At 51.8% G+C, this 14,652-nt stretch carries 16 protein-coding genes and 1 tRNA gene; 4 read left to right on the plus strand and 13 right to left on the minus strand.

Features of this window, described 5'->3' with window-relative positions:
• Position 1: 1 nt before the first annotated feature.
• From ACFOUO_RS07535 to ACFOUO_RS07550, 4 genes are all read right to left on the minus strand, one after another.
• Positions 2 to 208 carry a hypothetical protein gene (locus ACFOUO_RS07535; RefSeq protein ID WP_380703812.1) on the minus strand — a complete coding sequence of 69 codons (207 nt, stop codon included), beginning with the start codon at positions 206 to 208 and terminating at the stop codon, positions 2 to 4.
• A gap of 90 nt (positions 209 to 298) precedes the next feature.
• Positions 299 to 1,276, minus strand: coding sequence for a hypothetical protein (locus ACFOUO_RS07540; protein WP_380703814.1), 978 nt, complete (start codon positions 1,274 to 1,276; stop codon positions 299 to 301).
• Between the two features lie 365 nt (positions 1,277 to 1,641).
• Positions 1,642 to 2,409: a 2,4-dienoyl-CoA reductase gene (gene fadH, locus ACFOUO_RS07545; RefSeq protein ID WP_380703816.1), complete on the minus strand. Its 768-nt coding sequence runs from the start codon at positions 2,407 to 2,409 to the stop codon at positions 1,642 to 1,644.
• Between the two features lie 5 nt (positions 2,410 to 2,414).
• Complete coding sequence (locus ACFOUO_RS07550; RefSeq protein WP_380703818.1) at positions 2,415 to 4,160, minus strand: acyl-CoA dehydrogenase family protein; 1,746 nt, start codon at positions 4,158 to 4,160, stop codon at positions 2,415 to 2,417.
• A gap of 224 nt (positions 4,161 to 4,384) precedes the next feature.
• Here ACFOUO_RS07550 and ACFOUO_RS07555 point away from each other — a divergent pair, with 224 nt between their 5' ends.
• Positions 4,385 to 5,053, plus strand: a complete 669-nt coding sequence (locus ACFOUO_RS07555; protein WP_380703820.1) for a CBS domain-containing protein — start codon at positions 4,385 to 4,387, stop codon at positions 5,051 to 5,053.
• A gap of 41 nt (positions 5,054 to 5,094) precedes the next feature.
• On the opposite strand, the gene ACFOUO_RS07560 is transcribed toward ACFOUO_RS07555, so the two are convergent.
• The 4 genes from ACFOUO_RS07560 to ACFOUO_RS07575 form a co-directional block, all read right to left on the minus strand.
• Positions 5,095 to 6,288 (minus strand): McrC family protein, encoded by a 1,194-nt coding sequence (locus tag ACFOUO_RS07560; RefSeq protein ID WP_380703822.1) that lies wholly within the window; start codon positions 6,286 to 6,288, stop codon positions 5,095 to 5,097.
• The gene (locus tag ACFOUO_RS07565; protein WP_380703824.1) at positions 6,281 to 7,870 is read right to left on the minus strand and encodes an McrB family protein; all 1,590 of its coding nucleotides are present in this window, start codon (positions 7,868 to 7,870) and stop codon (positions 6,281 to 6,283) included. Before ACFOUO_RS07565 ends, ACFOUO_RS07560 begins: the two co-directional genes overlap by 8 nt.
• Positions 7,871 to 7,983: 113 nt before the next feature.
• A complete protein-coding gene (locus ACFOUO_RS07570; protein WP_380703827.1) occupies positions 7,984 to 8,196 on the minus strand; it encodes a hypothetical protein in 213 nt (70 codons plus the stop codon).
• On the minus strand, positions 8,193 to 8,981 hold the full coding sequence (locus tag ACFOUO_RS07575; protein WP_380703829.1) for a ParM/StbA family protein: 789 nt from the start codon (positions 8,979 to 8,981) through the stop codon (positions 8,193 to 8,195). The genes ACFOUO_RS07570 and ACFOUO_RS07575 overlap by 4 nt, the downstream gene beginning before the upstream one ends.
• Positions 8,982 to 9,224: 243 nt before the next feature.
• Between ACFOUO_RS07575 and ACFOUO_RS07580 the strand changes: the two genes are divergently transcribed.
• Both ACFOUO_RS07580 and ACFOUO_RS07585 read left to right on the plus strand, forming a co-directional pair.
• Positions 9,225 to 9,476 (plus strand): DUF454 family protein, encoded by a 252-nt coding sequence (locus ACFOUO_RS07580; protein ID WP_380703831.1) that lies wholly within the window; start codon positions 9,225 to 9,227, stop codon positions 9,474 to 9,476.
• 100 nt (positions 9,477 to 9,576) lie between these two features.
• Positions 9,577 to 10,005, plus strand: coding sequence for an organic hydroperoxide resistance protein (locus ACFOUO_RS07585; protein WP_380703833.1), 429 nt, complete (start codon positions 9,577 to 9,579; stop codon positions 10,003 to 10,005).
• Between the two features lie 48 nt (positions 10,006 to 10,053).
• Here the strand turns inward: ACFOUO_RS07585 and ACFOUO_RS07590 are convergent, their stop codons facing one another.
• From ACFOUO_RS07590 to ACFOUO_RS07610, 5 genes are all read right to left on the minus strand, one after another.
• On the minus strand, positions 10,054 to 11,598 hold the full coding sequence (locus tag ACFOUO_RS07590) for an AbgT family transporter (RefSeq protein ID WP_380703835.1): 1,545 nt from the start codon (positions 11,596 to 11,598) through the stop codon (positions 10,054 to 10,056).
• 117 nt (positions 11,599 to 11,715) lie between these two features.
• A complete protein-coding gene (locus ACFOUO_RS07595) occupies positions 11,716 to 12,393 on the minus strand; it encodes an O-methyltransferase (protein WP_380703837.1) in 678 nt (225 codons plus the stop codon).
• An 8-nt stretch (positions 12,394 to 12,401) separates the two neighbouring features.
• Positions 12,402 to 12,857, minus strand: a complete 456-nt coding sequence (locus ACFOUO_RS07600) for a DinB family protein (RefSeq protein ID WP_380703839.1) — start codon at positions 12,855 to 12,857, stop codon at positions 12,402 to 12,404.
• 140 nt (positions 12,858 to 12,997) lie between these two features.
• A tRNA-Gly gene (locus ACFOUO_RS07605) sits at positions 12,998 to 13,071 on the minus strand.
• A gap of 144 nt (positions 13,072 to 13,215) precedes the next feature.
• Complete coding sequence (locus tag ACFOUO_RS07610) at positions 13,216 to 13,821, minus strand: hypothetical protein (protein WP_380703841.1); 606 nt, start codon at positions 13,819 to 13,821, stop codon at positions 13,216 to 13,218.
• A 208-nt stretch (positions 13,822 to 14,029) separates the two neighbouring features.
• Between ACFOUO_RS07610 and ACFOUO_RS07615 the strand changes: the two genes are divergently transcribed.
• Positions 14,030 to 14,611 (plus strand): YqaA family protein, encoded by a 582-nt coding sequence (locus tag ACFOUO_RS07615; RefSeq protein ID WP_380703843.1) that lies wholly within the window; start codon positions 14,030 to 14,032, stop codon positions 14,609 to 14,611.
• Positions 14,612 to 14,652 lie beyond the last annotated feature (41 nt).

Below are 14,652 nucleotides of genomic sequence, written 5' to 3' on the forward strand. Positions count from 1 at the left end.
TTTAGGCTTCCAGCCGGTTGCTTTTCTGTATTTCTTCGGTCAATTGAGCGATTACTCGTTTCTGTGATTTCACCTTTTCCCTCAACTCCTTGTGAAAACTCTCCTTCCAATTTTCAAGAACTGCTTCTTTTATCTCGAGCCTCAGCCGTTCCAGTTGGTCAATCTCCATCTGCAATCGCTCTTCCAGCCGATCTCTACCCTCTGTCATGTGACCGCTCCCCTTTGCATTTCATCCGACTTCACTGATATCCCCGATTCCACCCCGATCCAAACCTCCAGGATGGTATTGCGGGACGGATCAGTGGCGGGATTTCCTCTTCCGAACCCGTAAATAGAGGAGACCGGCGACCAGGAGAACGGACAGCCAGGCAACAGCCCAATAGTAAACAACCCTACGGGCGGCGTATTTATGTTCGGGATCAGAGAGACGGCCGCTCTCCACCATTCCTTTGACGGCTTCAGTAGCCTCTGCAGGAGTGACGAACCGGTTGTCGTAGGCTTGATTAATACGGTAAGTTCCGCTTTTCCCCTCACGAACCCACAACCGCTTTGTCTCGTGAATCGCCACCGGACTTCCGTCCACTTTGCCGTTGAAGACCGTGCGTACGAGGTACTTTCCTTTTATCAAAGCAAGGGTAAAACGGGGTTCCCCCTGGTGGAATTGCAGAATTTTTCCGTTCATACGAGCCACCGCAAGAAACCAATCCCCTTTCACCTTCTTACCGCCGACTCTCGCCCGAATCGTGGTGGGACCGTGTTCGTCCTTTCGATCAGCCTTCATCTGGATTCCGGGGATGACCAGATCGTAACGCCTGGACTCCGCTTTTTCCTTACCGGTGGATTCATCCTTCCAAGTGATGATAATCCTCCGTTTACCAGGATTCTTCATAGACAAGAAAACTTCCCCATCATGGGAGGGAATTCTCCGGTGCCTCCTTTCCAATCGGTGGGTTCCATCAATCCCTTTCACTCTTTGGTAAATAGGATAAATAAAATGCCATGTGCCGGAACTCGTTTTCCTGTCTTTCAATCTCGCGTGGATCCGCACTCCTTTGACCCGACCCGTCTGCGGATCGGTGATCAGACAGTGGCCTGTCTGGATTTGGCTATCGTCGTCGGATCGTTCTGCCGCTTCTTTCGGGCGTTTCCCCTTCTTCCTCGGCAAAGCGGGGTAAAAGATCTGGTCCTGTATAACAGGGTGTTCTATCATCACCCCTGTATCCGGGCTAGGTGTGGTTAAGACGAATATCATCATGGACGTCATCCATACAACCACGCTTGCAACGACTCCTTTTTTCCGGTTCTCCCTAGTCAGCTCTCTCTTGCTCCCTATGTATTCCCGGCAGACCCGTGTTTTTATCCATCCCTATAAACGAAAAATTGATCTTATGGGTTCGGCTGCCCCTGACGGATTGACATCGCTGAATCCATTGTTAACCGTATCCTCTACACCTCATCGTTACACTGAAAGAGCCGACCCCCTAGAGGGACGGCTCTATCTAGAAAAGGGCGGGAATGAGAGAGATGTCTGTATGACGGTTAACACGGCCATACAAACTCTCTTTCTCTTCCATACCCGCTGTTGTATCCAATAAACATCCATTCAAAAAATTTCAGAAGGGAAGGACGCCCTCTTCCTTATCAGATAAAGCGCGCACCATTTATCCACTGGCCGCCATCCATCGTGATACAGTCACCGTTAATGTAGGCGGCATCCGGGGAAAGGAGGAAGGCTGCCACTCCCGCAATTTCCTCCAACTTGCCGAACCGGCCTGCGGGAATGCCCGCCAACACCCGCTTGTGCATACGCTCATCGAGGATCAATTTCTCCACTCCGCCTGTTTTCTCTACAGCACCAGGAGCGATACAGTTGAGGCGTATGCCGTATTTGTGACCCCATTCCACTGCGAGTGTCCGTGTCATCGCCAGTACTCCCGCTTTTGCACTGGCGGAATGAACCACGCCAGCCGCCCCAGTCCAGGCATAGGTGGCGACGATATTTACCACGGAGCCAGACTTTCCTTCAGCGATCCAATCTTTAGCCACCCGCTGTGTACAGTTCCATGTACCGTTCAAGACAATATCGATGACAGCGTTCCAGCCGTTAGCGGAGAGTTCCTCTGCCGGGACGACAAAATTTCCCGCTGCATTGTTGACCAGCGCATCAATAGGGCCAAAGGTTTCCCGTGCTTTTTGCACGGTCTCCTCCACCTGCTCCGGCTTTCGTACATCCATCGAAACAGTCAGAACCTGCCCCGCCAGCGAGGACATTTCATTCTGGGCCGCCTCCAGTTTCTCAGGATTCCGCCCCGTAATGACCACATTAGCTCCATCGCGACAAAAACGAGTGGCCATCGCCTTTCCCATACCGCTGGATCCACCGGTGACAATAATGGTTTGTCCTTTCATTTCTCTCACTCCCATGCTTTTTGTCCTTCCAGGGCTTCTCCCTTATAACGAACCGCCTCATCGAAAAGATCGATCGCTGGAGACACTCTGCTGCGAATATCATAGACATCGGGACAGTAGGTTCGGTCCACATAGTATCCGGCGATTTTCGCCAGCCGAAACGAACCCGTCGTCTCCTTGTCGTAATCGGCTTCTTCCAAGAGATATACGGCGCTAGCGAGGTCGATCCATTTGTCGGCTAAACGCCGAGCATGTGCATTCTGCACCATTGGATCAGCACCAAGGAGGTACTGGGTATCAAGAATCACCTCCTCCACCTGATCTCTCACACACTGAACGGCTGCCCCTAGCTCCGGCTGCGTGATCGTTTCCAGCGTCTTCCGCAGGTTATCCAGAATGGCACTTCCTCCACCTATCCGGACTGCCTCCTTCCCCAAAATCTTGAGGATTTCCAGTGCCATAATGTTGGAAGGCCCTTCCCAGACGGTATTCACCTGAGCATCCCGCAAAAGACGTGGAGTTACATGTTCCTCGATATAGCCGTCTCCTCCGAAGAGCTCCAAGGCCTGCTTTGCGTGGATAACGGCATTTTCGCTCAATCGATACTTGCTCATGGCCAGAAGAAGACGTAATAGGGCGCTTCTCTCCTCGGTTTGTTCTCCGTATGTATGGCAACGGTCCATCATAAGCAGCATCCGAGCCGCTAAAGCCCAACCCGCTTCGATATCCGTTGCCATATCCAGAAGGGTTTGCCTCACCATAGGGTAATCCGCCAAGACGCTTCCGAATGCCGACCGTTTCGAGGTACGGATGGCTGCCTCCAGGAACGCCCGGCGGGATATGGCCAGCGCCCCTGATGCCGTACACATTCGTGAAACGTTTAGGGCTTCTGCCATATATTTGAACCCTTTACCTGGATCACCAATGAGGAAAGCTTGAGCCTTGTTCAGCTCCAATTCCCCACTGGCTACCGCCCGAACTCCCAGCTTATCCTTAAGGCGACGGATGGTGATGTTGTTTTTTTTCCCGTTGTCCAGAAAACGAGGAAGGAGAAAAAGCCCTAACCCCTTTGTTCCCGGCTCATCAGAAACCCGCGCGAGGGTAATGGCCACACCAGCGTCGCAGTTGCTGGCAAACCATTTCTGCCCGGTAAGGAGCCAATGGTCCCCCACCCGGACTGCGCGGGTCTGGGTCGCCCCCACATCCGAGCCCCCTTGAACTTCTGTCAGAAAAGTGGCTCCTTGTTCCAAGATCCTGCGATCCATGCTGACAAGGGGAGAAAGATACTTCTCTTTCTGCTCGTCACTGCCGAACTTCTCCAAGACGAAGGCAACAGACATGGTCAGCGTAACCGGACACGTGAACCCCGTCTCTGCCCCAGACATCAACATGTGAAGAAGCTGGGTATAGAAAAAGGGGATTTTTGCCGGAACATCTTCCCGATAGCGCCATCCGACCACCCCCGACTCAAACCCTTCTGCAACGGTAGCCAAATACCCCTCGTTATACCAGACCTCGTTAACTTCCTCCCCCATACGGTCATACCGGATGAGCCTGGGCTTTCCTCCCCGGTCCGTATGGCGGGCCCTAGTATCCATGGGGCCGGCAGCGTACGCTCCCATACGAAGAAGATTCTTCTCTCCCCACTCCTGGAAAGGGGCCAGATATCGTCGGAGATAGCGCTTCATGGTGTAATCGCTTTCATACCAATTGACCGCATTTCCGTCCTCATACTGGCTGTAGTCGATCACAACCTCATCTCCTTCACCCGCCAATCGTGGAATCGATTGACCGACGATAGTGAGTGAATACTAATTCAATGCTATCGAAATCCATCGGAGTCGTCAACAAACGATTTTGAATTTTCCCCGATGAAATCTACATCCGATCCAACCGTTTATCTTTTTTTCCAATAAAGGAGATTGCCCGGCAACGACGAAATTTAGGAGGGGAACCGATCGACAGGAGGAGATACATGTTGTTTATCAAACAATGTCTGACCCCACGAGAAGAGATCGCCACCGTGACACCGGAAACCTCTATCGGGGAACTATTAAAGGTCTTGGAGAAATATGGCCTCGATTCTATCCCCGTCGTTGACGGAAAAGGCCTGTTCATCGGTATCACCGGTTACAGTTACGTCATGAAATCCCTCCTCGAAAATGACAGCCTCTTAACCAGCTTGGAGGAAAAAGCGGTGAAAGACGCTTACCACGCCATGGACCCGATATCCATCGACAGTGATTTCGAGGAGACCCTTCCCGTCATCGTCCGCTATCCCTTCGTTCCCGTCGTCGATGAAGACGGCTTCACTTTTCTCGGCATCGTGAAGATCAGCAACATCGAGGCAGCCCTCGCCTCCACTTACGGCCATGATCTCCCCGGTGTGCGGTTTCTCCTTGCCGTCGTTCTAGATGCCCCCCACGAGCTGGAGCACATCGTAGAAGCGGTGAAAGACTTTGACGTCAATATCATCAGTCTCGTCACCTTCGACGCCGGTGACTCCGCCGCCCGTCGCATTATGCTGAAGGTAAGCCCCACAGAGCATGTGCCAGCCATCCATGAGAACCTGGAAACCCGGGGCTTCCGGGTCCTGAACGTCTCAAAGGCAGAGGGGGCCGATTTTCAGCAGAATCCTATTTGATCTTACCTAAAGAGACAGCCTGCCGAAGCAGGCTGTCTTTTTTAGATGGAGCTCTCTCTTTGAAACAATTCCTTCACCAACCGCTCTCCGTTCGCCTCCAAATCTCCCATCAAAGAAAAAGGGAGCACCCGGATTCGGATGTCACCAAGCTGATAGAACGACGAATGGTTCTGAACCATCGGATAGATGAGGATAGCTTCATCCGCCTTGCGGGTCAGAGCATAAGCGGCAACCTGAGCCAAATCGGCGGCAGAAGGCTGGGCTGAACGTTTGTATTTGGTGTCCAGCACAGAGTGGACGGAACCGTCAGGACGGCGGATCACGAGATCGATCGCAAAATGGACGTCTTCCCCGTCCCCAAGCCGGACTCGCTCCTGGACATTGAGCCGATATCCTTCCGGAAGACGGCGGGATAACCAGGCAGCGACATACCGCTCGTAGAGAGCTGCCATATCGATAAGGAAAGGAACCACCTGATTCTCCCCTGCCCGATGGCCGGGGAACATATGAGTAAGGAACAGGCGGCAGACAGTGTGCATGGCTTCATAATCCTTGTTAAGCCGATGGTAGTGCCGCCCTTCGCAGTCTCGGGGTTGCACCGGGCGCAGGGTGACCTCCCCCCAGAGGGCGTGAAATGCCCGCCGGGCCTCACGCCGCGCTTCTCTTCCCAGCCAGGAACCGAGCGCAGACCGATAAAGGGTCCAAGCCAGGATTTGATTCTCTTCATGATCGGCTTCCAGTCGCCGGTAACGGCAAAGGAAACTCATCTTTCCTGAACGCCCCGCATCTGCGGATGCTTCCCACTTGCCCCGGATCGCAGCCAATCGCCCTCGCTTTTCCGTATATTTCCGGTACAACCCTTTCCGAGAGCGGTGAATGACCATGCGGGCAAGGTGCTCCACCAACTGGTCAGCGAATCCCTCAAGGCTTTTCGCTTCTGCCAATCCCTCGGGAAAATGGAAACGGGTGAATCCATAGACTTCCGCCAACATCTGAAATAGATGGTCGGCCGGAACCTTTGGCAATAGACGGAGCCCCCGTTCGCGGGTGAGGGGCAGGATACCCGCCCAGCCTCGGGAAACCAATTGCCAACGGTGTCCTGTTTTGGGAGACGGGAATTCAACAGCCACCTGCTTGCCGTATTGTTCCCAAAGGATCGTTCCCGCTTCATCGCTCCAAGCTTCCCGTGGAAAGGTGACCGGCTCGTGTTCAGTCAGCGTGATCCATTCACGCATCCCGCAGTTCACATTCCACTTCGCGCCAGCGAAAACGATCCACTGTGCCAGGTTGATCGAAAAAAACTTCCTCCAGGTACGGTTCGATCTCCATTCGCCAAATTCCCTCCAATTCCGTCGGGAGATTCGGACGCAGAAAAAAAGAAACCCCAATGTCAAAATCTGAATCTGCAATCTGTCGGTTGACCGATTCCAAAAGGCTGATCAACGGTTCAACATCGTGTCCGCGATGGCCATGGTACCGTCTTAGGATATGGTAATCCGTCCGGAGTGGTATCATAGCGAAACGCCGGCGTAGAGCATGATCCACGAGAGCGATCGACCGATCCGCCGTGTTCATCGTACCAAGAATGCGAACTTGAGGCGGAACACGCAACGTTCCTCCGCCAGCCAGTGGGATCTCCCGATCACGGTACTCCAGAAGAACCATTAGCTCGCCAAAGACCTCCGCCAAGTTGGCCCGATTGATTTCATCGATAATCAAAACGGAAATCCCTTTTTTGTCCCTCGCTTCCTGGCAAAACTCCACAAATCGTCCCGGTACCATCTGATGGTGGAGAGACCCGTCCCGGGAGGGAACCGGTCGAATCCCCTGGATAAAATCTTCATAGGCGTATGCCGGATGAAACTGTACAAATGTGCGTATCCCGTCACCCCCGCCAATCAGGTGATCTGCCAATTTTTCGGCGAGATAGGTTTTACCGGAGCCGGGGGGCCCGTACAGAATGGCCTGTCCTTTTCGGTGGACCGCTTTCACCCACAGCGCCAGTTCCTCTTCGCTCCGGTAGGTATCCGCCGCAAGCCTGGGAAGGGAGTATACGGGTTGTATCAATGGATCTGATTCTCTTGCAGAGAAGGATTCGTCTCCGTAAAGAGTGATCAGGTGATGAACATCGACCAGGTCGAAAACGGGAAAGCCGCCGGCTCGTCCCTCATCCAGGATGAATCGGGCCGTTTCGACGAACAGCTCATATTTGTCTTCTACCCAGTAGGGGATAGAGAGGTTCATACTGGCCAAAAAATCGCTATACTCCTTCGGGCGGTATGGGATATAGCGATCTGGATCCCAGGCGGCCAAAAGCAGCGCGATCAGCCTGGGATTGATGCTGGGAGACTCTTTTTTCCCCGCGGGAAACCATCCTCTTTCATGATACTCTCCGTAGATCCGATTGATTTCTTCCCGAAAGGAGCGGACACGGGCTTTTAGGGCTGCGCTCTTGTCAAACAGCGTGACAAACAACTGCTGAATTTTCCAGGTGGAGGTTTGCTCTAAAAAAACCCGAAAATCGTCTCGCTGAATAAACCCTTGCCAAGAAAGGAGCTGATCCATAGATCGGATGAAATCTTGCCCTTCTTCTGCCCCGCCCAGCCCCTTGAGCAGACCTTCGCGAGTTTTTTCCGGAGCCTGGAGAACATCGCTTAGAATGGGGCTCAAGACATCGAATACCTTTAGGATACAATCCCGTTCATCCCAGAGATGGGGCTCCTCTTTGCCGGATCGGACGTTGGCGAACCAGCGGAGAGCCTCTTCCACTTGTTTCCTGTTCAGTTCTTTTCTTATCTGTTCCAAAACAGCTCCCATCAGATCGCCTCCTTTTTATCCGAAATGCAAAAACTTCATGGATCCATTTCCACAATGAACGAGATGAATCCTTTCGAAACCATGAAAAAAGCAGGCTTCTATCGCCTGCTTTTTCACCCGAAAGGGACTCCACTGTTACGTATGTCTTCCCCTTGATCCCGAGGCTCTTCTTTCTCCGGTTTCTGATATCCATAAGCCCAGGAAAAAAGAAGTTTTTTCACTAGATCACTAAAATCTTCCCTATTTCGACTAACCATATCGTAAAGCGCTCGGTCCGACCGTTCCGCCATGTCAAAGGAGACACACTTCATTTTCTTGTAACTCACCGAATCATGGCCTTCCCAATTTCAAAATAGCCCCGGACATTAGCCATTTGAGGGTCCTCCAAAGCAAAGGCGTGACGGAAATGATCTTGGACGAAGGGCTCCAGTTTCCTCGCCATGCCTCCAACCAACATGACAATATCTCCGTTAGACCAAGTTTTAGAAACGGTTCCCGCGATCAGGTCGGCCATCTCTTTAAGATTGGATACCTTGACCGTCTCCCATCCGATCGGCAGGGTTCCCGATTCCCGGTCGATAAATACTTTATCCCGGAATGTGGCATAGTTGGTCGTCTTGGCCCCGACATCGATGATGCGAACGAGTCCCATCCGAGGCGCGGAAAAAAAGGCGCCGCCCCCCTCGATCGTGGTGTATACCTTCTTCACATAAAAGGTTCGCTCCACCTTGTTCAACTTGACATGGTGAGGTCCCTCCAGGAGCCGTTTAATCGCCTTCTGTTCAACATCGGTGAAGTTACCGATGGGAAGTCCCGTCACCAGGATGATTTTTCCATGGCTGCCCGCCAAGTGTAGACCGGCCATGGTCAGGATCAGGGTTTCTTCCACCGCCTTGGTCTCCTGCATCGCCTGCCGGGTGAACTCCCCCTCCCTCTCCGCCAGTTTACCGACGAACCAACGCCTTCCCTGGTATTCTAATTCAATGTCCCCTGCCAAATCCTGCCGATAATTCCGTTGCCTCCAACCACTTACTTTGCTGGGAAAGAGGAAGGCTTGCCCCTCTGTGATCACTTTGACATAACTTCTTCCACAATCCACCGCCACAATCATGCCGCATCCCTCCGACACATGTATACGCGCCTTCCCGGCCCGTTATGAAATACGGTCCCCTCGTTTGAGTATATGGCGGCAAAGCTGAATTTTTCCCCTATTTAGTGACACCCTTTTCTCCCCAATTCCGTTGAATCATGTGAAAGAAAAGCAAGCATGACTACAAAGATCCAGGGGGTAAATAATAGATAAAGCCCCGTCTTACCGACTTTAAATCTGTGAAAGAGAAGTGGTTTTCATCCCATGACGAAAAAACGGTTCAAAATTATCTGCGGTCAAATATTAGGATGGTTTTTCGTGTTGCTCGGTATCGCGGGAATCATCCTTCCCGTCTTACACGGTGTTGTATTCCTGATGCTCGGTTTCTTGATCTTGTCAAAAACATCCCCTTGGGCCAAACGAATGCTTGATCGCCTGGAAGCCCGCTATCCTTTGGTATCGAAACAAATGAACAAACTCCGGGAGCATCCTAGACTGAAACGACTCCTCCCCTGACTTGAGCGGCTATCCGCTTACGGTACGATTTACCCCCAAGTTTGAAAAAAGGGCTGGGCGGTAAGAGTATGGGTAGAACTAAGGGAAGGGAGCATCTGACATGAAACCCCAATACACTGCCCGAGCCACAACTGTTGGCGGTCGGGACGGCCGTGTGAAGTCTTCAGACGGCATTCTAGATCTGAATATCAGCATGCCAAAAGAGATGGGCGGCTCTGGCGGACAAGCTACTAACCCTGAGCAACTCTTCGCTGCCGGCTACTCTGCCTGTTTCGGAAGCGCTCTCGCCCTCGTGGCCAGAAAACACAAGGTAACGCTGGACAAGGATCCGGAAATCACCGCCGATGTATCCATCGGCAAGGATGATGCGGACGGCGGATTCAAGCTGGCCGTGAAGCTCACCGTCAAGATTCCCGGCGTCTCCCATAAAGAAGCCCAGAAGCTCGTAAAGGCCGCTCACGAGGTCTGCCCTTACTCCAAAGCTACCCGCGGCAATATTGACGTTCAACTAGAAGGCATCGGATCGTAACAGTCTAAAAACACCTCCGCTATTGGCGGAGGTGTTTTTCATACTGAATCAATTTAGAAACAGTTCCACACCTGGACCAAGGGGAAGGCCCAACAAGATCCAAAGAATCAACATGGCCGTCCAGACTCCGAGGAACGCGAGGGCGAAAGGAAGCATCATTGAAAAGAGGGTTCCAAAGCCCGCCCGCTTATCATACTTAGCCATGAAAGTTAGGATGAGAGGGATATACGGATTTAGCGGCGTAATCGTATTGGTCGAAGAATCCGCAATCCGATAAGCAACCTGAATCAAAGCCGGATCGTATTGGTTGGCCACCATCAACATCGGAATAAAAATCGGCGCCATCAGCGCCCATTGAGCCGATCCGCTAAAAATAAATAAATTGAGAAACGCCTGCAGCAGGATGAAACCGATTAAGGCTGGGATGGATCCAAGGCCCAGCCACTGGATGAAATCCGCCCCACTCCGCGCAAGCCACAACCCTAGGTTGCTCCATTCAAAATAGGCGACAAACTGGGAGGCGGCAAAGATAAGGACAAAATAGTGGGCCAAGTCTTTCATCGCGTTGGCCATCCGTTCAGGGATATCACCGGCGTTTTTTATCTTGCCGGCAGGGATCCCGTAAGCAACAGCCCCGAAGATGAATAAAAACAGGGTAAAGGGAACGATTGCATCCAGGAAGGGAGAGGGAACAATCCCGTCGGTCTCGGGGTTTCGCAAGGGTGCTCCCTCGGGGACGACGGTAAACGCCAGCAGAACCCCATAGATTAGGATCGTCCATCCGGCGGCTCGCAACCCTTTTTTCTCCTCCGGTTTTAGTTCGTGAATATCCACGTCCACCTCCTGTTTATAGACCCCAAGCCGACGCTCCACGATCTTATCAGTGACCAACCCTCCGACCAAGGTCAGGACCGGAACCGAGGCAATCATAAAAAAGTAGTTGTCCACCGGCGTAACGTCTGCTGTCTTATAAACGGATGAGGCAACTTCCGTCGCAATCCCTGAGAGAAGAACGTCCGTCGGGGTGATCAATAGATTGGCGGTAAATCCTGAGCCTACACCTGCAAACCCGGCAGCCAGACCGGCAAGAGGGTGACGTCCCACCGCATAGAACATCATCGCCGCTAGAGGCGGTATGATGATAAAAGCAGCGTCAGAGGCCAGGTTTCCGATAATACCCGCAAAAACCGTCGAATACGTCAGGAGACGCCCAGGCATCTTCATGATGAAAAGACGGAGGCATGATTGGATAAAGCCAACTTCCTGCGCCAGGCCGATCCCGAACATCAGCACGGTTACCAGGCCAAGAGGAGCAAAACCGACAAAATTATCAATCATACCCTTTGCCAGCCAACGAATTCCTTCATCGGACACCAGGCTTTTGACCTGAATCATCCCCTCATCGGGATCGGGATGCTTCATCTCCACTCCCAGGCTATTTAATAAACAGGAAGCAACGATCACGATAAGAGAGAGGATTGTAAACAGCCAAAAAGGATGGGGCAGTCGATTCCCAGTTTTTTCAATCCAACCGAGAAATCCCGACTGATTATGCCCCGGATCGTGTGCAAGCTGTGGCAGCTGGTTAGACATCCCATTCTCCTTTCATGTGAAAAATCCATCGGGTTATTCCCTCTCCTCCAAGGGGGCAACCGCAAAAAATCCCACCTGATTTTCAGGCAGGAATCCCTTTCTAGGTTTTTGTAGCGATTATTTGACCCGAGCGACGGCCAGCCCATCTCCCACCGTCAACAGGGTGGCATCCAGGTGTTCATCCTGGGAGAGAAGGTTATTGGTGCGTCGGATTCCCTCCACATCAGAGTCCTGATTCGAGGAGTCAAAAATGCGATCCTGGAGGAACATATTATCCATCACGATGAGGGCACCTGGGGTACTCATCCGGATGGCTTTCTCCAGGTAATAAGGATAACTTTCTTTATCCGCATCGATAAAAAAGAAATCAAACTGTTTTCGCTGGGACTCCAGAGACTCCAGACTTTTTCGGGCATCTCCCACTTGGTAGCGCACTTTATTTGAAAGGCCCGCTTTTTCAACATTTTCAACGGCGAAAGCGGCATGGTCCGGATTGATCTCCAGAGAGATGAGATGGCCATCTGACGGCAATGCTCGAGCCATCCAGATAGAACTGTATCCCCCTAACCCCCCAATTTCCAACACATTGTGGGCCCCGCAAATTTTGACCAACATATAGAGGGCTTTACCGACAGAGGGAGGCACAGAAATCTGGGGCATCTCCCGCTTTTTCAGTCCGACAGTGATCGATTGCAGGACATCATCTTCTTGAGCAAACCATTCGTTCACATACTGGTCCCGATCCATGCAATCTCCTCCCTTTTCCTGCTGCTTCGAATTGAATCCCCTAACCACGATTTCCTTTAGATTCGAAACGACGGCGGTGTTAATCCGTTCATACGAAGATAGATGACCAATTGCCCCCGATGATGGGCCTCATGAAGGATCAACTTCATCAGGAGTGCTTTCCGGGTAATAAGTTGCTCCGAAATCGGGGTCTTCACCTTTGCTTCCAAGTCTTCGATCTGGCTGATCCAACTCTCATGCAGGGGGGTGGTTGTCCGAAAAGCATCTTTGACAGCAGCAAGATCCGGGTGGTTTTCGGGGGCAAACGCCGAACTCTTTTCCCAATTCCCCTCGATCATCCCGCGCAGAAACCATTCTTCGGCATATAGGATATGGAGAAGTTGCTGCCGAAAACTCATGACATCCCCGGCAGGTTTATAATCTCCTTTTTCCTCCGGCATGGCATCCAAGATGCTTTCGGTGTAGGCACGGGAACGCTTCCAATCCTGCAAAATCTCCTCTTTCGCTTTCATGATGTCCCCTCCCCCTTTTTCAATCTATTTCAACTTTTATTTTCCATCACCTGCATGGACTTGTCCACCCCAGTCATTTCTTTCCCCTCAGAGGAATGATAAAAAGACCGCTACACGAAAAAGTGCAGCGGTCTTTACGTTGGAGCGGATGACGGGAATCGAACCCGCGTTACCAGCTTGGGAAGCTGGAGTTCTACCATTGAACTACATCCGCCTGATATTTATCGTCCATTTCCTTGTAGCGACAATTGTTATTATAACATGATATAAATTCGGAGAGCAAGTTTTTTTCGATTCCTCCTTAACAGGCGGAAGCCACCCCATCACGGTATGGGGTGGCTTATTTATTTCGCCTTGTTTAGAAGCCCACAATCGGGGCGATAAACACCGTCAGAATGATCGCTACAGAACCGAGGCCTACTGCCCACCAACCCAGTCTGCTGCCACGCCGGGCGCTAATAATGCCCAATACGATTCCAGCTGGGCCCAAAAGGAAGGGGACCAGGAAAAAGGCGAGTACGGACAGGATGATACTGACCGTTCCGAGAACGTTGCCCTGATCCTGAGTTTGTGCACCCTGTTCGTCCCTCTCCCTCGCCATCGGACCCGCCGTTGGAGCTACCTCGGCAGCTGCCTCTACGTCATCATTCCTTCTGGGGCGTTGTTCTTCGGTATCTTGACCAAATTCAACATCGTCATTTCCGAAAGCACCGACACCGCTGCCAAACTGTACTTGATCCGCCGCGCGGTCAAGGTCCTCTCCTTTATATTCCACTTCGTCAACTCCGCCTTCCGGCGACATTCTACCCCGATAAGTCACTTCGTCGGCAGCGGGAAATTCATCGCCAATCTCCTCATCCACCCGCACCACATCCGGGGAGTCTGTCGGCTGGTCAACAGCCACTGGCGTTTCAAAATGGCGTTTATCCTTCTCTTTCTGATGCTTTTTCTTGTTCTTGCTCATGGGATATCCCTCCCCTCTGTCCGATCTGTTTTTAGTATGCTCCCAGATGCACCAGGTAAAATGGCAGTTTGATGCAAAACCGAATACGGTGACAGCGCCTGTGATCTCCATCGATTGGAAAAATCCAAAACAAAGAGTGAACTCCTTGTGGGTTAAACAGGCCCATGCTAAGATGAAAAGGGCATGAGAACAGGGAGGATAGAACTTCATGATTTCATACTGGTTCGATGCGATTGTGGAATGGTGCCTTGCTTATGGCTCATGGGGTTTGGCTTTTGTTTCCTTTACTGAAGCTTCTTTTTTTCCGATTCCTCCGGATGTACTTCTCATCGCTCTTGGGATCGCGCAGCCTGAACTAACTCTATGGTTCGCCCTGGTTACCACCATCGGTTCGGTATCCGGTGCTGTGTTTGGCTGGTGGATTGGTCGTCGATTTGGCCGCCCTGTGATGTTGCGCTTTTTTAAGCAGGAGACGGTGGAGAAAGTGGAAGCTTATTTCGACCGGTATGGCGGATTCACGCTGGCGATTGCCGGGTTCACCCCCATCCCTTATAAAGTGTTTACGATCGCCTCGGGAATGAGCCAGGTAAAAAAACGGGAACTGATCCTGTGGTCCATTCTCGGGCGGGGGTGTCGCTTTTTTCTGGTAGCGTTCATTATCCTCTGGCTCGGCCAAAAAGCCAAAAGTTTCATCGAAGAGTATTTCGGCCTGATCACCGTCGTTACTGTGGCTGTTGTATTGTTGGGTTACTTGCTCTACATGGTATTCAAACGCCGCTCCCATGCCTGATAAGGCAAGGATCCCCCATTCTTTGTGAATGGGGGATCCCT

Origin of the sequence: Salinithrix halophila (genome assembly GCF_042650125.1) — a bacterium.
Lineage (GTDB): Bacteria > Bacillota > Bacilli > Thermoactinomycetales > DSM-45169 > Salinithrix > Salinithrix halophila.